9 protein-coding genes and 1 pseudogene are annotated in these 16672 nt (G+C 61.3%); 5 read left to right on the forward strand and 5 right to left on the reverse strand.

The annotated features are described in order from the left end of the window. Nucleotides 1-66: 66 nt before the first annotated feature. The 5 genes from H7K56_RS19060 to bcsE all read right to left on the reverse strand — a co-directional run bounded on the left by H7K56_RS19060 (nt 67) and on the right by bcsE (nt 7156). Nucleotides 67-1347 carry a dicarboxylate/amino acid:cation symporter gene (locus H7K56_RS19060; RefSeq protein WP_031279619.1) on the reverse strand — a complete coding sequence of 427 codons (1281 nt, stop codon included), beginning with the start codon at nt 1345-1347 and terminating at the stop codon, nt 67-69. A 232-nt stretch (nt 1348-1579) separates the two neighbouring features. Next, nucleotides 1580-3592, reverse strand: coding sequence for a biofilm formation regulator HmsP (gene hmsP, locus H7K56_RS19065; protein WP_182689043.1), 2013 nt, complete (start codon nt 3590-3592; stop codon nt 1580-1582). 204 nt (nt 3593-3796) lie between these two features. Further along, nucleotides 3797-5434: a cellulose biosynthesis protein BcsG gene (gene bcsG, locus H7K56_RS19070; protein WP_182689040.1), complete on the reverse strand. Its 1638-nt coding sequence runs from the start codon at nt 5432-5434 to the stop codon at nt 3797-3799. After that, on the reverse strand, nt 5427-5615 hold the full coding sequence (bcsF, locus tag H7K56_RS19075) for a cellulose biosynthesis protein BcsF (RefSeq protein WP_010617915.1): 189 nt from the start codon (nt 5613-5615) through the stop codon (nt 5427-5429). The genes bcsG and bcsF overlap by 8 nt, the downstream gene beginning before the upstream one ends. Then, nucleotides 5612-7156 carry a cellulose biosynthesis protein BcsE gene (gene bcsE, locus H7K56_RS19080; protein ID WP_150361916.1) on the reverse strand — a complete coding sequence of 515 codons (1545 nt, stop codon included), beginning with the start codon at nt 7154-7156 and terminating at the stop codon, nt 5612-5614. The genes bcsF and bcsE overlap by 4 nt, the downstream gene beginning before the upstream one ends. 197 nt (nt 7157-7353) lie before the next feature. Here bcsE and bcsR point away from each other — a divergent pair, with 197 nt between their 5' ends. The 5 genes and pseudogenes from bcsR to bcsC all read left to right on the forward strand — a co-directional run bounded on the left by bcsR (nt 7354) and on the right by bcsC (nt 16577). Next, entirely contained in the window at nt 7354-7548 is a 195-nt protein-coding gene (gene bcsR / locus H7K56_RS19085; protein WP_021507005.1) for a cellulose biosynthesis protein BcsR, read from the forward strand. Continuing rightward, nucleotides 7548-8279 (forward strand): cellulose biosynthesis protein BcsQ, encoded by a 732-nt coding sequence (gene bcsQ, locus H7K56_RS19090; protein ID WP_150361915.1) that lies wholly within the window; start codon nt 7548-7550, stop codon nt 8277-8279. Before bcsR ends, bcsQ begins: the two co-directional genes overlap by 1 nt. Next, a pseudogene (bcsA, locus tag H7K56_RS19095) lies at nt 8276-10891 on the forward strand (UDP-forming cellulose synthase catalytic subunit). Before bcsQ ends, bcsA begins: the two are co-directional and overlap by 4 nt. 15 nt (nt 10892-10906) lie before the next feature. Then, nucleotides 10907-13204 carry a cellulose biosynthesis cyclic di-GMP-binding regulatory protein BcsB gene (bcsB, locus tag H7K56_RS19100; protein WP_170264779.1) on the forward strand — a complete coding sequence of 766 codons (2298 nt, stop codon included), beginning with the start codon at nt 10907-10909 and terminating at the stop codon, nt 13202-13204. Beyond that, a complete protein-coding gene (gene bcsC, locus H7K56_RS19105; RefSeq protein ID WP_182689041.1) occupies nt 13197-16577 on the forward strand; it encodes a cellulose synthase complex outer membrane protein BcsC in 3381 nt (1126 codons plus the stop codon). Before bcsB ends, bcsC begins: the two co-directional genes overlap by 8 nt. Nucleotides 16578-16672: the final 95 nt, after the last annotated feature.

The following is a 16672-nucleotide window of genomic DNA, read 5'->3' on the forward strand; positions in this document are numbered from 1 at the left end:
TGCAAATGCCCGCTGTCAGGGCAAGCGACAGCGGGCATTTCACGACAAATTAACGCAAATAGAGGATTACGCGCTGGTCTGTGAAGCGTTATTGACCTTTTTCGCTGAAGAAAGCGTCGCTTTCATCTGCGCTTCATCGAGCTGGCCGACCCACTTCGCCACCACCACAGTCGCCACACCGTTACCCACCAGGTTGGTGAGCGCACGGGCTTCCGACATGAAGCGGTCAATGCCGAGAATCAGCGCCAGACCGGCCACCGGCAGATGTCCCACCGCCGACAGCGTAGCCGCCAGCACGATAAAGCCACTGCCGGTCACCCCTGCCGCGCCTTTGGAGGAGAGCAGCAGCACCACTAACAGCGTGATCTGGTGGAAGACATCCATGTGGGCGTTGGTCGCCTGAGCGATAAACACCGCCGCCATGGTCAGGTAAATCGACGTGCCATCGAGGTTGAACGAGTAGCCAGTTGGAATCACCAGCCCGACCACCGATTTCTTACAGCCCAGCTTCTCCATCTTGTCCAGCATGCGCGGCAGCGCCGACTCGGACGAAGACGTTCCCAGTACAATCAGCAGCTCTTCTTTGATGTAGGCAACAAACTTGAAGATGTTGAAGCCGGCCCAGCGGGCAATAATGCCCAGCACAATCACCACGAACAGTACGCAGGTGATGTAGAAGCAGATGATCAGCTGACCGAGCTGCACCAGCGATCCGACACCATATTTACCGATGGTGAACGCCATGGCGCCGAACGCACCAATCGGCGCCAGACGCATGATCATGTTGATCACGCCAAAAATCACCTTCGAGAAGCTCTCGATGACGTTGAACATCACGGTGCCGGCGTTACCGAGGCGATGCAGCGCAAAGCCAAACAGGATAGCGAACAGCAGCACCTGCAGGATGTTACCGCTGGCGAAGGCACCGACCACGCTGTTCGGGATCACGTCCAGCAGGAAGGCAATCACGCCCTGCTGCTCAGCCTGCTGCGCGTAGACCGCAACCGCTTTGGCATCCAGCGTCGCCGGATCGACGTTCATTCCCGCGCCCGGCTGGATCACGTTGACCACCACCAGACCGATAATCAGCGCGATGGTGCTGACAATTTCGAAATAGAGCAGCGCTACTGCGCCGGTCCGTCCAACTGCTTTCATGCTCTCCATGCCGGCAATACCGGTCACCACCGTACAGAAAATCACGGGGGCGATGATCATCTTGATCAGCTTAACGAAGCCATCGCCAAGCGGCTTCATTTGCGCGCCTAACTCAGGGTAGTAGTGGCCTAACAGGACGCCGATGCCGATGGCAACCAGCACCTGAAAGTAGAGGCTTTTGAACAGTTTCATAACAGGTGTCCAGGTATAGACGGCATTCACCGCCATTGTTATGGAGAAACGCATGCGGCAAGCCGCCTGGAAGCGTATGACCTTACCGATGGCGAGGAAAATAACACTCTGTTAACAGGATTAGTATACCCTTACATTCCTTACAAAAGTTACAAAACTCTAACTATGAACTGAAACGCTTCAGCACCCCATAACGGTGCAATTCTGCAAGGAAAATCAATAAATAAGGTGATTATTCAGACGGTGACGAGCTGGCCAGCCAGCGCTGGTTAAACACCGATAACGGCAGGGCTTCAGCATATAAGTAGCCCTGCCCGATGGTAATTCCGCGCGCCAGCAGCCAGTCGCGCTGCTCGGCGGTTTCGACGCCTTCGGCTATCACGTCGAGGTGGATGATATCGGCAATCGCCGCCACGATGCGCACCATGGTGTCATCATCCGGCAGCGCGGCGACAAAGCTGCGATCCATTTTTAGCTTATTGACCGGCAGCGCTTTGAACTGATGCAGGTAGTTGAGATTGGAATAGCCCATGCCGAAATCATCCAGCGCGACCGCCACCCCGGTTTGCTGCAGCGAGCGCAGCAGCGCCATCGCCTGTTCAGCATCGCCAATCTGCGCGGTTTCGGTGATCTCCAGCACGAAGTTACCCGGCGCAATGCGGTGGCGCTCCAGTAGCCCCTGCAGGTGGCTCACCACGCTGGCATCGCGCAGCTGTACTGCGGAGATATTCACGCTGAGCGGCAGATTGATGCCGTGGCGCTGCCAGCCAGCGATAATGCGGCACGCCTCTTCAAAAACCCAGCGGCCGAGCGCGGAGATGACGCCAATCTCTTCGGCGCTGGCGATGAACTCTTCGGATAACCCGTAGCTGCCGTCCGGCATACGCATGCGCAGCAGCGCTTCTGCGCCGGCCAGCTCGCCAGTGGCCATATTGATTTGCGGCTGCAGATAGAGCGCAAACTGGCCATCCTGCAGGCCCTGCAGGATGTCGTGCTCCTGGGTTAAGCGCTTCTGCGCCCGCTCGGTCAGCGCCGGGTCAAAGAACAGAATCTGGTTTTTACCCTGATGGCGCGCCGACATCATCGCCGACGTGGCGCGCGCCAGCTGTTCGCCAGCGGACACGGTGTTGTCATCATGCAGCGCCAGACCAATGCTGGCGTTGGGGCGCAGCTGCAGCTGATACAGGTTCACCGGCTGGTTGATGCGTAGCATCAGGTTGCGCGCCAGCCGCATGGCGCGAAACGGGTTGTGCGCACGCTTCATCAGTAGCGCAAAGTCGCTCGGTCCGGTCTGTGCCAGCAGGGTATGGTCATCAATGGTACTGCGGATTTTTTCCACCAGCGTCAGCATCAGCGTATCGCGCTGCTCATCGCTCAGGACGCCATTGGCTTCCTGCAGGGTTTCGATGCGGATCACCATCAGCCCCCACGGCTGCTGGCTGTGGCGATGGCGGATGTGCTGATCAAGCAGCGCCAGAAACAGCGCGCGGTTGGGCAAATCGGTCACCGCGAAATGGGTGGTCAGCCGGCTCATCTCATCGTGAATCGACTCCAGCACCTGCTGATTGCGGTTGTAGCTGCGAATCAGCATGCCGATCTCATCGTCGCGATGATTGTGCGGCAGCGCCAGCTTATGAGTGAGAATGGCGGGCGGCGGCAGCTCCTGCAGCTCACGCGAAATATTACGCAGCGGATGCACGATCAGCCGGTTGATACACCAGCTGATCGCCACGGACAGAATCAGCGCCAGCAGCATATAGGTGGTGATCATGGTGGACAGCGTGCTGAGCAGGAACTGATAAACGCGCGACGAATCAGCCTGCAGCACCAGATAGGCAATCGGCTTCGGCAGCCCGCTGCGCTCGACCGAATAGAGCGGCAGCGTAATCTGCACCGGCAGTTCGAATAGCCGGGCGACAAAGCGCGGCACCGGTTTCTCCGGCGCGAAGTCGGCGTGCAGCGCCTGGAAGGCGTTCGGCAGCACCACATCGGCGCGCGACAGAATGCCCGCCGGCTTAAGGGTATTCAGAATGCGTTCGGCCTGCGGGATATCGGCTTTGAGCACCGCTTCGGACAGCGGCTGGCGCACGGTATGCGCGACGTTCTCCATCTGCTGGGCGTAATCCACCCTGCGCTGCTGCACAAAATGGAATAACTGGATGACGATAAAAATACAGATGGTGACCAGCGCCACGGCGGACACGGTAGCCATCTGCTTTATCGTTAACGAACGACTGACGCGCAACAAAACCTCTCCTGGCCGCCGGGGGCCGTGACAGTTGCCGGAATGCGCAGCAAGTATATCCCAGGTCAGCATTTTTTTGCGCCGGGATAAAGGCGAAAATCACGCAACTGCCCCGCTTTACGCGCGGTTTCAGCATTTTGTCAGCCATTAGCGGCGCAGAGACAAAACGGTGCGCGCCAGCCCGCACCGTTTGCCGCTCAGGTTTTACTGCGGATAGGCTACCCAGTCGCCGCCGTTAAGGCGAATCCACGGTTTGCCCTGATACATCATCACGACGGCGTTATCATTTTCCGACACCACTGGCGTCTGCGGCAGGTTATCCGCCAGCACCGACATGTTGACATTCGGTGCGTTAAACACCTGACCGTCCACCACCCGCGACACCAGCTCGGAAATTGCCAGCAGGCTGACAGGCGTATCGATGGTCAGCGGCTGGCCCTGATGCGGCGCTTTCATGCCCACAAATTTAATGCCAACCGGCACGTGGGTGATGCCCGGGCTCGGAATGTCGCGCAGCCCGGACATCTGCATTTTATCCCCCTGCAGTGCCGCACCGTGCTCCGGCACCACCAGCACCATCACCCGGCGTCCCGACTTCTCCAGATTGGTCAGGAAGGTATCGAGCTGGTCGAACAGTACCCGTGCGCGCGGCTGCCACTCGGCGGTGCGGGTGCTGCCCAGCTCGCGCGTACCGTCGTGCAGCGGAATCAGGTTGTAGAAGGTGGCGCTGCGCGCATCGCTGCTTTTGCTGCGGTCATCAAGCCAGCGCTGCATCAGCTGCCCATCGTTGTACACCGGCGAACCATCAAAAGACGTCAGCTCCGGCGCAATCCCGGCCTGCGACATCAGCGGCGCCTGCATGTTGCCATCCTCGCGCAGCTCTTTCAGGTAGTTACCGAACACACCGGTATGATCCATCATCAGCTGCTGCTTAAAGCCCAGCTTCGCTAGATTATCAAACAGATAGCAGCGCTGGTCGGTGGCTTTATACAGGTTACTGTGTGAGGTCTGGCCGCAGCTGGCGCGCAGCAGGCGAATACCGGCCGGGCCGCTGTAGCCGGTGGCGGAGTTATAGTTGTTCAGCACGATATCAAAGTGCTTCCACAGCGGATGGTCACGCAGCTGCGCCACATCAATGTCCGACCACGCCAGCGAACAGATGTTGATCACCAGAATATCGAACGGCTGCGAATCGGCGGGCAGCGCATCCGGGAAATGCGTGACGCGCTGGCGTTCGCTGTCGTAAAAGCGATTCAGCCACGCGGTGAGGTTGGCGCTGGTGGGCGGCGCGCTTTGATCGAGTCCCGCCGCGGCCGGGCTGGCGGCCGGTTTGTCGTTCAGCGCCACCGGCGGTGCGGCGGCTTTGCCGGGCAGCAGGCTGACCGCCGGGCCGGCGAGCGTCAGCACGTTCAGCCAGATCAGCGCCAGCGACACCAGCACGGTGACGCGAATCCACTGCGCCACGAACAGGTAAATCACCAGCAGCACAAAGGCCGCGCCGATCATCTCCCAGTTAATAAAGCGCTGCAGCAAATCCAGCAGATAGGCCGGCGAGAATCCCGCCACCTGGCTGCCCTGGCTGAGCAGCGAGTTCAGACCCGGCAGCCAGGTATCGTGCCAAAACAGCGCGAAGCCAATCGGCAGCGAAACCCACTGGCGCAGACGATGCAGCCGCGCTGACGGCAGCGGAAACAGCAGCCACGCCAGAAACACCAGATTACTCAGTGCATGGAAGTTGAGATAGCCGTACCACAACAGACCAAATTTGATCAGAAAGTAAAAGTTCCAGCCGCCGAGGCCGCGCCAGCGCGCCGCGTGCAGCGTCGAAGGTGTGTTATCCATGTTTATCCGTTTTGGTCGATTGGCGTTGCCACTGCCCTTCCGATTTGAGGGCGCGGGCAGGTAACAGGCGCATCAGCAGGCTGGTGCTGCGCTGCGGCAGCCAGCGTCGCCACAGCGATTTCAGGAACAGCAAAATCAGTAACAGCAGGATCGCCACCTGCACACCATCCATCAGCGTCATACGTGCGGCTCCCCGAGATCTATGATGATTGGCTGCGGCGTCTGAGGGCTGCGCGGCGCGGCCGCTGCCGGCGCGGCTGGTTGCGCAGCGGCCGGTACCCTGAGCGGTTCGAACTGCGCCACCGGCGTCAGCTGCCGCACTTTATTCACCTCCGACAAAATCTGATTGTCGGCAAACCACACCATGCGGTTGCTGAACAGCTCGTCGTGCGGCAGGGAAAATATCGATTTCAGGGCAATGTCCAGGTCGTTAAAGCGGCAGGAAGAGAGGAATAAATAGAGCCGATCGTCAACCAGCGTCACCAGGTCGCCAAAACGACGTGGTTTACACAGCGTCAGCACCTGCGGCGGCGACAGCTGCGGCACCGGGCGCAGCGCCACCATCAGCCCTTTGTCGTTTTCCGGCAGCAGCGTATTGTTCATCAACTGCTGTACCGCCGCACAGAAACGCTCCAGCGGCAAATAGCCTTTCTGCTGCAGCGGCTGTAGCGCCTGCACCAGCGCCGGCAGATCGGCCGGCACGTGGCGGGTAAACTGCTGGCCCTGCACGCCTTCCAGCGCGGTCAGCAAGCGCGACAGCGGCGCCGCCGTTGGGACAATGCTGTTAACGCCGCACGCCAGCAGCAAACGTTCATCACTGTAGCGCAGGCTGGTACCGAGTTCCCGCACCACGATTTTCAGCGCGTTGCCGCGCGATCGCCGCAAACCATGGACCATGCTCGCCAGAGTCGGCACATCCTGATTGTGGGCCAGGCTAAAGATGACCGTGGCGGCGTTAGCCTGCTGCCCGCGCGTATACACGCTCTCGTTATCGCTGAACAGTTGCCACTGCGCAGAAAGCGGCGGCGCCCCTTCCAGCACATCCTGCTGGGCCAGAAACTGGTTTTCATCATTGAGGCTCAGCGGCTGCGACGCGGCGGCTTCAGCCTGCGCAATAAACTGATTATCAATACAGTTCAGGCGGATAGCGCGGTCGGCCAGCAATTTATCGGCGGAGTACCACCAGTTAATTCGATATTGCCAGCTATCCTGCTGAAATTCTAAATGAGCGACACCATCAAGCTGACGAAAATAACGCTGCAGATGATTTCGCAGGGGAATAATTGCGGTTCCGCAGGTGATCATTAGCAGCGTCATTTGTTTTTTTAACAGAACCCGGCGCAAGCCTTTTATCCACACGGTCAGTTCATCCGGGGATAATTTGTTCCACAGCGCCGCCTGACTATAAAACATGACCAGACCGCTACGTTTATTCATTACGCGCGCCATATCGCTGGCCAGATGTTGCAGGCTGGCTTTATTGGCAGGCAGCGAAAATAAGGGAATACGTGCCGGACCGCCGGGCGGATCGGGCGTTAACAGCGTCTGCGGGGATGCATCCGCGCTCACCAGCGTGGCCGCCTTTTGCTGGCTAACCACCTGACGTAACAGCGTTCGTGCGTCTTCGGGCCGCTGGCAGGTTATCCAGTAAAATCCCGGCGACTGCAGGGCGATTAATTCCTGTTGTACCTGCTGCAGGCCAAGCGTATAAAGATTTTTCATATTAGCGTCGCGATCTGTACAATCCAGGCTAGTTTAATATAGACGGCAACGATTGGAACTGCTGAAATAAAAAAAGCTGCGCACGCGCCAGACTGTTTGACTTTGCCGGGTCAGAAATCGCTGGCTGCGGTTTTATACGCGACAAGAAAAATATCACCCCTCTTTATCCGTTGTCGTTTCTTTGGTGGCAAAAAGTAATGAAAACTGAAAATGCTTTTTCACTGATCGCTGTCGGCAGCGAAGATCAGGATGATATTAACGCCCTGAGTGACGCCTTTTCACTGAAGGCGTTTCGCTATATTGATATTGCCCGTGAAGCGCGTCTGCAACAGTTGCTGTCGCGCTGGCCGTTGTTGCAGGAATGCACGCAGGGACCGGAGTCACCACGCTAATGCCGGTTCTCGCCTTACAGGGGCTGCGCGGCGGGTGCGGCGCGACGGCACTCAGTGCCGCGCTGGGCTGGGCGCTAAACGCGCTGCAGCAGTCGGTGCTGCTTATCGACCTTTCGCCAGCCAACCAACTGGCGGCCCACTTTAATCTGCCGCTCGACACGCCGCACGGCTGGCTGCGTGCGCAGCTGGATAACCAGCCGTGGCAGCACAGCGCGCTGCGCTATCAGCCGGGGCTGGATTTCCTGCCGTCTGGCACGCTCACGCATCAGCAGACCTTATCCTTAACCGCAGCGACAGCGGAAATTGCACAACCGCTGCTTAAGGCTTTGCCGGCCCTGAAACAGCGCTATCAGTGGATTATTTTCGACCTTCCGGCGGATCTGCTGCCGTGGCAGCAGGCGTTCATCCCGGCCGCCGATCGGCTGCTTCAGCTGTTAACGCTGGATGCCAACTGCCAGCTGCGCCTGCACCGCGCGCACTTTTCGCCGCAGACGCTGTTTCTGATTAACCAGTTCAACGCCAATAGCCAGCTGCAGCAGGATCTGCATCAGCTGTGGCTGCGCTCGCTTAAGAACCTGATTCCACAGATGATTCATCGCGATGAAGCGCTGGCAGAAGCGCTGATGATGAAACAGCCAGTGGGCGCCTGGCGTCCGCATGCGCTGGCCAGTGAAGAGATCAATACGCTGGCCAACTGGCTGCTGCTGCATGTTGCCGGAGGTGGCGCATGAATGCGCTGCGCTGGCTGCTGGTGCCGCAGGCCTCGCAGGCATTGCAGCAGCGCGCGCACCTGGCGCGTCAGCACGGCGCCGGGCGGTTAACGGTCGCGCTGCATCTGCTGTGGTGCGTGCTCGCCTGGTCGCTGCTGCGGCTGGAAACGCCGGCGTGGCGGCGCGTGCTGCAGCAGCGTCAGCGCTACTTCCCGCATATCTCTCCGCTGCGTCCGCGTCCGCTCGATATTGTGCGCTATGCACTCCAGAGCCTGTGGCTGCTTATCATGCTGCCGCTGGACGGCAGCGCGCGCAGCGAGCGTAAACGTTTTAACGCCTTTGGCTCGCTGTTCCGCTGGCGCCAGCAGCTGTATCAATGGCTGGCGCAGCTGCCGGCGCGGCTGGAGCACAGCGGCGTGCCGCAGCGCAGCGAACGCTGGCTGCAGCGCCTGCCACGGCGCGTGCGTCAGCTGCTGTTCATCGTAGTGGCGATCGCCGCCAGCCTGCTGGCGCTGCTGTGCATCTCGCAGCCGTTTGATATCACCACGCAGTTTGTGTTTGTGCTGCTGCTGTGGGCGCTGGCCATGCTGGTGCGCCGTATGCCGGGCCGGCTGGTGACCATCATGCTGATCGTGCTGTCGCTCACCATCTCCTGCCGCTATCTGTGGTGGCGCTATACGGAAACCCTTAACTGGGACGATCCGCTCAGCCTGACGTTTGGCCTGCTGCTGATTGGCGCGGAAACCTACGCGTGGACAGTACTGGTGCTGGGCTATTTCCAGACGCTGTGGCCGCTCAACCGCCAGCCGGTCTCTATGCCGCCGGAGATCGCCAGCTGGCCCAGCGTCGATATTCTGGTGCCGACCTACAACGAGCCGCTCAGCGTGGTCAAACCCACCATCTATGCTGCGCTGGGCATCGACTGGCCGCAGGATAAACTCAACATCTATATTCTTGATGACGGCACGCGCGAGGAGTTCCGCGAGTTTGCTGCCAGCGTAGGCGTCAATTACGTGGTGCGCCCCAGCCACGAACACGCCAAGGCCGGCAACATCAACCATGCGCTGAAAACCACCTGCCGCAGCGAATACGTGGCGATTTTTGACTGCGACCACGTGCCGACGCGCTCGTTCCTGCAGCTCACCATGGGCTGGTTCCTGAAAGATCACCGGCTGGGCATGCTGCAGACGCCGCACCACTTCTTCTCACCGGATCCGTTTGAGCGCAACCTCGGCCGCTTCCGCCAGACGCCGAATGAAGGCTCGCTGTTTTACGGTCTGGTGCAGGATGGTAACGACACCTGGGATGCCGCCTTTTTCTGCGGCTCCTGCGCAGTGCTGCGCCGCAGCGCGCTGGATGAGATTGGCGGTATCGCGGTAGAGACGGTAACCGAAGATGCACACACCTCGCTGCGACTGCACCGCCGCGGATACACCTCGGCCTACATCCGCATTCCTCAGGCTGCCGGGCTGGCGACCGAAAGTCTGTCAGCGCATATTGGCCAGCGCATCCGCTGGGCGCGCGGCATGGTGCAGATCTTCCGTCTCGATAATCCGCTGTTTGGCAAAGGGCTGAAGCTGGTACAGCGGCTGTGTTACGCCAATGCCATGCTGCACTTTCTTGCCGGTATTCCCCGGCTGATCTTTCTGCTGGCGCCGCTGGCGTTTCTGCTGTGCCATGCCTACATCATCTATGCGCCCGCGCTGGCCATCGCCATCTACGTGCTGCCGCACATGGTGCATACCAGCCTGACCAACTCGCGCATCCAGGGGCGCTGGCGCCACTCGTTCTGGAGCGAGGTGTATGAAACCGTGCTCGCCTGGTATATCGCCCGCCCCACCACGGTCGCGCTGTTTAATCCGCACAAAGGCAAATTCAACGTGACCGCCAAAGGGGGCCTGGTAGAAGAGCGTCATCTCGACTGGGTGATCACCAAACCCTACATGCTGCTGGTGCTGCTGAACATTGCCGGTATCGGCATGGGCTTCTGGCGCATGGCGCATGGCCCGGCCAATGAGCTGCTCACCATCTGGGTCAGTCTGGTGTGGGTGGTTTACAACATGATTATTCTCGGCGGCGCGGTGGCCGTGTCGGTGGAAGCGCGTCAAATCCGTGAAGCGCACCGCGTGGAGATCGCCATGCCGGCGGCGCTGGCACGCGCCGATGGTCATATGCTGCCGTGCACGCTGCGCGACTACTCTGACGGCGGCGTGGGCGTCGAACTGCGCGAGCCGGATGCACTGCGCGAGAACGAAAGCGTCTCGCTGCTGCTGCGGCGCGGACAGCAGGAGTTCAGTTTTCCGTGCTAGGTGCAGCGCGTATTTGGCCGCCGCGCAGGTATCCGCCTGCACCAGCTCTCCACCCGCCAGCACATCGAATTTATTCAGTGCACCTTTGCGCGCGCCGATACCTGGGCGCTGTGGCAGGACGGTTTTCCGGAGGATAAACCGGTGCAGAGCCTGGCGGACATTATGCTGCTCGGCTTCAAAGGCTATTTGCGGCTGGCGGAGTATGGTCCGGCACCGCTGCGCCGCCTGTTCCGTGGCCTGACCGCCGGACTGCACTGGCTGGCAACGCTGTTGCCGCATAGCGTCCGTCCGCGACCGGCAACGCTCAACACTGATTTTACCTAAGCTGATGATATGACCATGACGAGAAAACTGAGTTGGTTCACCGCCCTGCTGCTGGGCACGGCATCTCTGGCGCAGGCGGCACTTCCGGCGGCACTTCCTGATGCACCGCCTGCGGCAACCTCTGCGCCGCTGTCCGACGTGAACCAACCGCTCGATGCCAGCGCCCCGCTGCGCGATAGCCAGCTGCTGTTTACCCAGGTGGCACCGCCGCCGGGTAGCATGACGCTGCGCGGCACCGTCCCCACCAGCCAGATTGAGTTCGGCGTGCGCAGCGACGAAGTGGTCACGCGCGCGCTGCTGACGCTCAACTACCGGCCTTCGCCGGCGCTGCTGCCGACGCAGTCGCAGCTCAAGGTGTATCTCAACGATGAACTGGTGGGACTGGTCACCGTCACCGCCGATCAGCTCGGCAAAGAGAACCAGACGCAGCTGGAGATCGACCCGCGCTACATTAGCGACTTCAACCGCATCCGCCTGGAACTGGTCGGCCATTACGCCAACGTGTGTGAAAATCCGGCCAACAGCACCATCTGGCTGGATATCGGTAAAGCGAGCAAACTGGACCTGACGCTGCAGAAGCTGCCGCTGAAAAACGATCTCTCCCATTTCCCGGAGCCATTCTTTGACGCGCGCGACAACCGGCCGCTGCAGCTGCCTATGGTGTTCAGCGGCCAGCCGGATGTGCAGCAACAGCGTGCGGCAGGCCTGCTGGCCTCGTGGTTCGGTAGCCAGGCGCAGTGGCGCGGCCAGTCCTTCCCGGTGCTGTATAACCAGCTGCCGGAAGGGCAGCATGCAGTGGTGTTCGCTACCAACGATCGCCGGCCTGACTTCCTGCAAACGCTGCCGCCGGTGGACAAACCCACCGTGGAAATGGTCAGCCAGCCGGACAATCCCTATCAGAAGATGCTGCTGATTCTCGGCCGCGACGATAACGATCTGATTACTGCAGTAGAGGGCATTGTGCAGGGTGAACTGCTACTGCGCGGCGAGCGCGCCACCATCGACAGCGTGAAACTGCTGGCCCCGCGCCAGCCGTACGATGCGCCAAACTGGGTACGCACCGATCGCCGTACCACCTTTGGTGAACTGACGCAGTATCAGAACCAGCTGCAGGCCGATGGCCTGCAACCCAACCCGATTAGCCTGACGCTCAACCTGCCGCCGGATCTGTTCCTGGTGCGCGCACGCGGCATTGATATGGACCTGATCTATCGCTACACCTCACCGGTGCAGCAGGACGGCTCACGGCTGGCGGTGCATCTCAATAACCAGTTCATGCAGGATTATCCGCTGACCAGTAAAGATGGCGCGGGCCAGCAGCTGATGCGCATTCCGCTGATGCAGGGCCTGCAGGACAACAGCCGTCAGCTGACCATTCCGGCACTGCGTCTCGGTGTGGTGAACCAGCTGCGCTTTGATTTTGACTACGCCAATACCTTTATCGGCGGCACTGCCGATGGCCGCTGTGAAACCGTCACCCCCGTCGCGCATCATGCGGTGATCGACGATCGCTCCAGCATCGATTTCTCCGGCTATCGTCACTACATCGAAATGCCTTCGCTCGGCGCGTTTGCCAGCGCTGGCTTCCCGTTCAGCCGCTTCGCCGATCTGGCGCAAACCCTGGTGCTGGTACCGGCAAAACCGGAGAGCGGCGAAGTCAGTACGCTGCTTGACGCGCTGGGGGCGATCGGCGCCCAGACCGGCTATCCGGCACTGCGCGTGCAGATGAGCGATGACTGGCGCAACGCCAAAGACCACGATGCCGATCTGCTGCTGATCGGCAGCATTCCGCCGGATCTGCAGGCGGACACGGCGATCAATCTGCTGGTGGATCGCACGCGCAGCACCCTCAACATGCCATCGCGCCCGGGCAGCGCGCCCAACGTGCCACTGTCAGCCAGCGAGCGCACTGCCGAAAGCCAGACCGGCATCAGTTCGCGCGGTCCGCTCGGCGCCCTGGTTGGCTTCCAGTCGCCGTTCCACGATCAGCGCAGCGTGGTGGCGCTGCTGGCTGACAGCCCGCGCGGCTGGGATTTGCTGAATGCAGCGCTGCGCGACAGCGGCAAACGCGCGGCGATGTTCGGTTCCGTCAGCATCGTCCGGGAGTCCGGCGTCAACAGCGTGCGCGTGGGCGATACCTACTTTGTCGGGCATCTGCCGTGGTGGGAGCGGCTGTGGAATCTGCTGGCCACCCATCCGGTATGGCTGGCGATATGTGCCGTGCTGGTGGTGATCCTGTTCGCCCTGATGGCCTGGCGCCTGATGCGCATGGTGAGCCGTCGTCGCCTGGCTGAGCTGGATGACGATGAATAAGTTACCGCTTGCGCTGCTGATCGCCAGTGCGCTGGCCGGCAGCGTGGCGGCCGCACCCGGTCCGCAGGTGGCGCCGGTGGCGTGGCTGCTGATGCAGATTCGTACCGGCGAATCCACCAACAAATACGATTTGGTGCAGCAGTCGCTGTACCGGCTGGAAAAAATCGATCCGGATAACCCGCAGGTGCTGGCGGCACGCATTCGTATGGCGCTGCGTCAGGGCGATCAGGCCAAAGCTCAGCAGCTGTTCGATGCACTGCAAAAGGCTGCACCGGATGACGCCGCCACACGCGAATCTGCGGCAGGTTTGCGCCTGATGAGCCCCGAAGGACGTCAGCAGTTGCAGCAGGCGCGGCTGCTGGCCACCGCCGGACGGCTGCCGGAGGCCAAAGCAGCGTGGGATGCGCTGTTTCACGGCGTCTTTCCCGATGTAAACACCGAACTGGAGTACTGGCGACTGGTGGCGCGCCTGCCGGGCCAGCAGCCGCTCGCCTGGCGTCAGTTGCAGGCGCTGGAGCAGCGTTATCCGGGCAATATCGGCGTCGAGCTACAGCTGGCGCGCATGGCGTTTGATAATAATCAGCCGGATCAGGCGGTGACCCAGCTGCGTCAGCTGGCCAACCGCGACGGCGGCCGCGATGCCGCGTCTGAACTGTGGCTGCAGCAGATCCAGAACCAGCCGGTAAGCGAGCGCAGCGTTGCCAGCCTGCAGCAGTATCTGCAGGTGTTCACCAGCGGCGATGCGCAACAGCGCGGAGCGGATGAGCTGGCGCGTCAGCAAAAAATGCTGGCCGATCCGGCCTTCCGCCAGCGCATGCGCGGCCTGGCGCTGGTCGAGGCTGGCGGCGGCGCGGCGGCAATCGGCGCATTACAGGCGGCGCTGAAGGCCAATCCGGACGACGCCGAACTGCTCGGTGCCATGGGCCAGGCGCAGGCGCGTGCCGGTCACCGTTCCGCCGCCATCAGCTGGCTACAGAAAGCGATTCAGGCGGGCCAGGCCAGCACGCAAATCGGCAAGTGGCAGTCCCTGCTACAGACCAATCGTTACTGGCTGGCCATCGACAGCGGCGACGCGGCGCTGAAGCAGGGTGATTTATCCGGCGCTGAGCGGCAGTACCGCAGCGCGCAGGCCATCGACAGCAATGACAGCTGGGCGCTCATCGGCCTCGGTGATGTGGCGCAGGCGCGTAAAAACAGCGCGTTAGCCCGGCAGTACTGGCAGCAGGCGCTGCGCCTTGACCGCAGTAACGGCACGGCGCAGCAGCGCCTGAGCAATTTACGTATTGAGAGCCTGCTGGCCGACGCAGATACGCTGGCGCAGCAGCAGCAATGGCCGCAGGCGGTAGCGAAATACCGTGAGCGGGCTCAGGCGCGACCGGATGATGTCTGGCTGGCCTGGCGGCTGGCCAATGCGCTACGCAGCAGCGGTGACAACCAGGCAGGCGCGGCGGTAATGGCCGCGATGGTGCGCCAGCAGCCGCAGCAGCCAGCCGCGCTGTATGCCACGGCACTGTGGCAGTCATCCGGCGACGACGATGCCGCCGCGCTGGCCACGCTGCACCGTTTACCCACCGCCCGCTGGGACAGCAACATGCATGAACTGGCGGACCGCCTGGCGCAAAACCAGGCGTTCGGGCGTGCCGGGGAGCTACGCGCCCGCGGTGATGAAGCCGCCGCCATCCGCTTGCTGCAACAGCAGCCGGCCTCGCCGCGCCGCGACATTACGCTGGCCGACTGGGCGCTGGAGCGGGGCGATGCCACAACAGCGCTGGCCGGTTATCAGCAGGTGCTGCAGCAGGACGCCAGCAACAACGATGCCGCGCTCGGCCGCATCGAGGCGCTGCTGGCGCTGCAGCGCACCACCGAAGCGCGCGCAGCGCTGCACAGCCTGCCGGACAGCGTGGCGCAGCAGAGCCTGAACAGCGGCCGGCGCGTGGCACTCGCCTGGCAAAACAGCGGCGATACCAGCAAAGCGCAGCAGCTGTTCAGCGCGCTGAAAACCCGCGCCGCCGCCGTCGCGCCGTCACAGGAAAAAGCGCTGGTGCTGCGTGATGCCGCGCGGCTGGAGAGACAGCAGCGCCAGCCCGCGCTGGCACAGCAGGATTACCGCGCGGCGATGGTCGCCAGCGGCATCACCCCTGCGCTGCCAGACGATAACGCCCGCTATACCCGGCTGACGCGCACGCAGGCACAGGACGACTGGCTGAAGCGCAGCATCCGCAGCGACGCCGCTGACCTGTATCGCCAGCAGGACACCACTGTGACGCTGGAACAGGACTACTCGCGCGATAAGGGCAACGGTGGCACCTCTGACTTTACCGCCCATACCACCATGCTGCAGGCGGAAACCCCGCTGGCCGATGGCCGCAGCTTTGTGCGCGTTGATCACGTACAGGTTTCTGCCGGAACATTTTCCACCACTGATGGCAGCCATAGTGAACAGTTCGGCAGCTGTAACGACGCCAACGCCGGGGGCTGCCGGCGCGATTTCACCCAGCGGGACGAAGGCACCGCGCTGGGCGTCGGCTGGCACAACGATCGCTGGTCAGCCGATATCGGCACCACGCCGCTCGGTTTTACCGTCACTAACTGGGTCGGCGGCGTAAGCTGGAAAACTGACATCGACGATCTCGGGGTGACCTTTACCGCTTCACGTCGCCCAATCTCCAGTTCGCTGCTGGCTTACGCCGGCGCGCGCGATCCGGCCACTAACGGCGGCAAAAACTGGGGCGGCGTCGTCGCGACCGGCGGCGGCATCGGCCTGAGTTACGATCGGGGCGGCGCGCACGGGGTGTGGGCCGATCTCAGCGCCCATCAAATCAGCGGTGAAAACGTGGCGGACAACAGCCGCGAACGGCTGATGGCAGGCTATTACTACAAGCTGATCAATAGCGACAACCAGCGCGCCACCATCGGCCTGAACAGTATGCTGTGGCACTATCAGAAAGATTTGAGCGACTACACCTTTGGCCAGGGCGGCTATTACAGCCCGCAGCGCTACTTCTCGCTGGCGGTGCCGCTGACCTGGCGTCAGCGCACGGAAAACTGGTCGTATGAACTCGGCGGCTCGGTGTCGTGGTCACAGTCAACCACCGACGCTCAGGCGCGCTACCCGGTGAATCCCGGCTTTACGCTGGCCAGCAATCCGTCATCGGACAGCAGTTCCGGACGCGGTTTCGGCTATACCTTGCAGGCGTTGATAGAGCGGCGCATCACGCCGCACTGGTCGCTGGGTTTGGCCATGGACATTCAGCAGGCGAAAGATTACACCCCAAGCCACGGGCTGCTGTATGTGCGCTACTCAATGGCCGGCTGGAACGGCGACATGGATATGCCACCACAGCCACTGGAACCGTATGCGGATTTTAAATAAGCACACGAAAATGAAAAGGTCGCCATAAATGGCGACCCTACAAGATAGTTGCGTGGTTTTTACAGGGTGCGCTTTGATGCGCTCCGGTATAAATC

The sequence above is a fragment of the Pantoea dispersa genome, assembly GCF_014155765.1.
GTDB lineage: Bacteria > Pseudomonadota > Gammaproteobacteria > Enterobacterales > Enterobacteriaceae > Pantoea > Pantoea dispersa.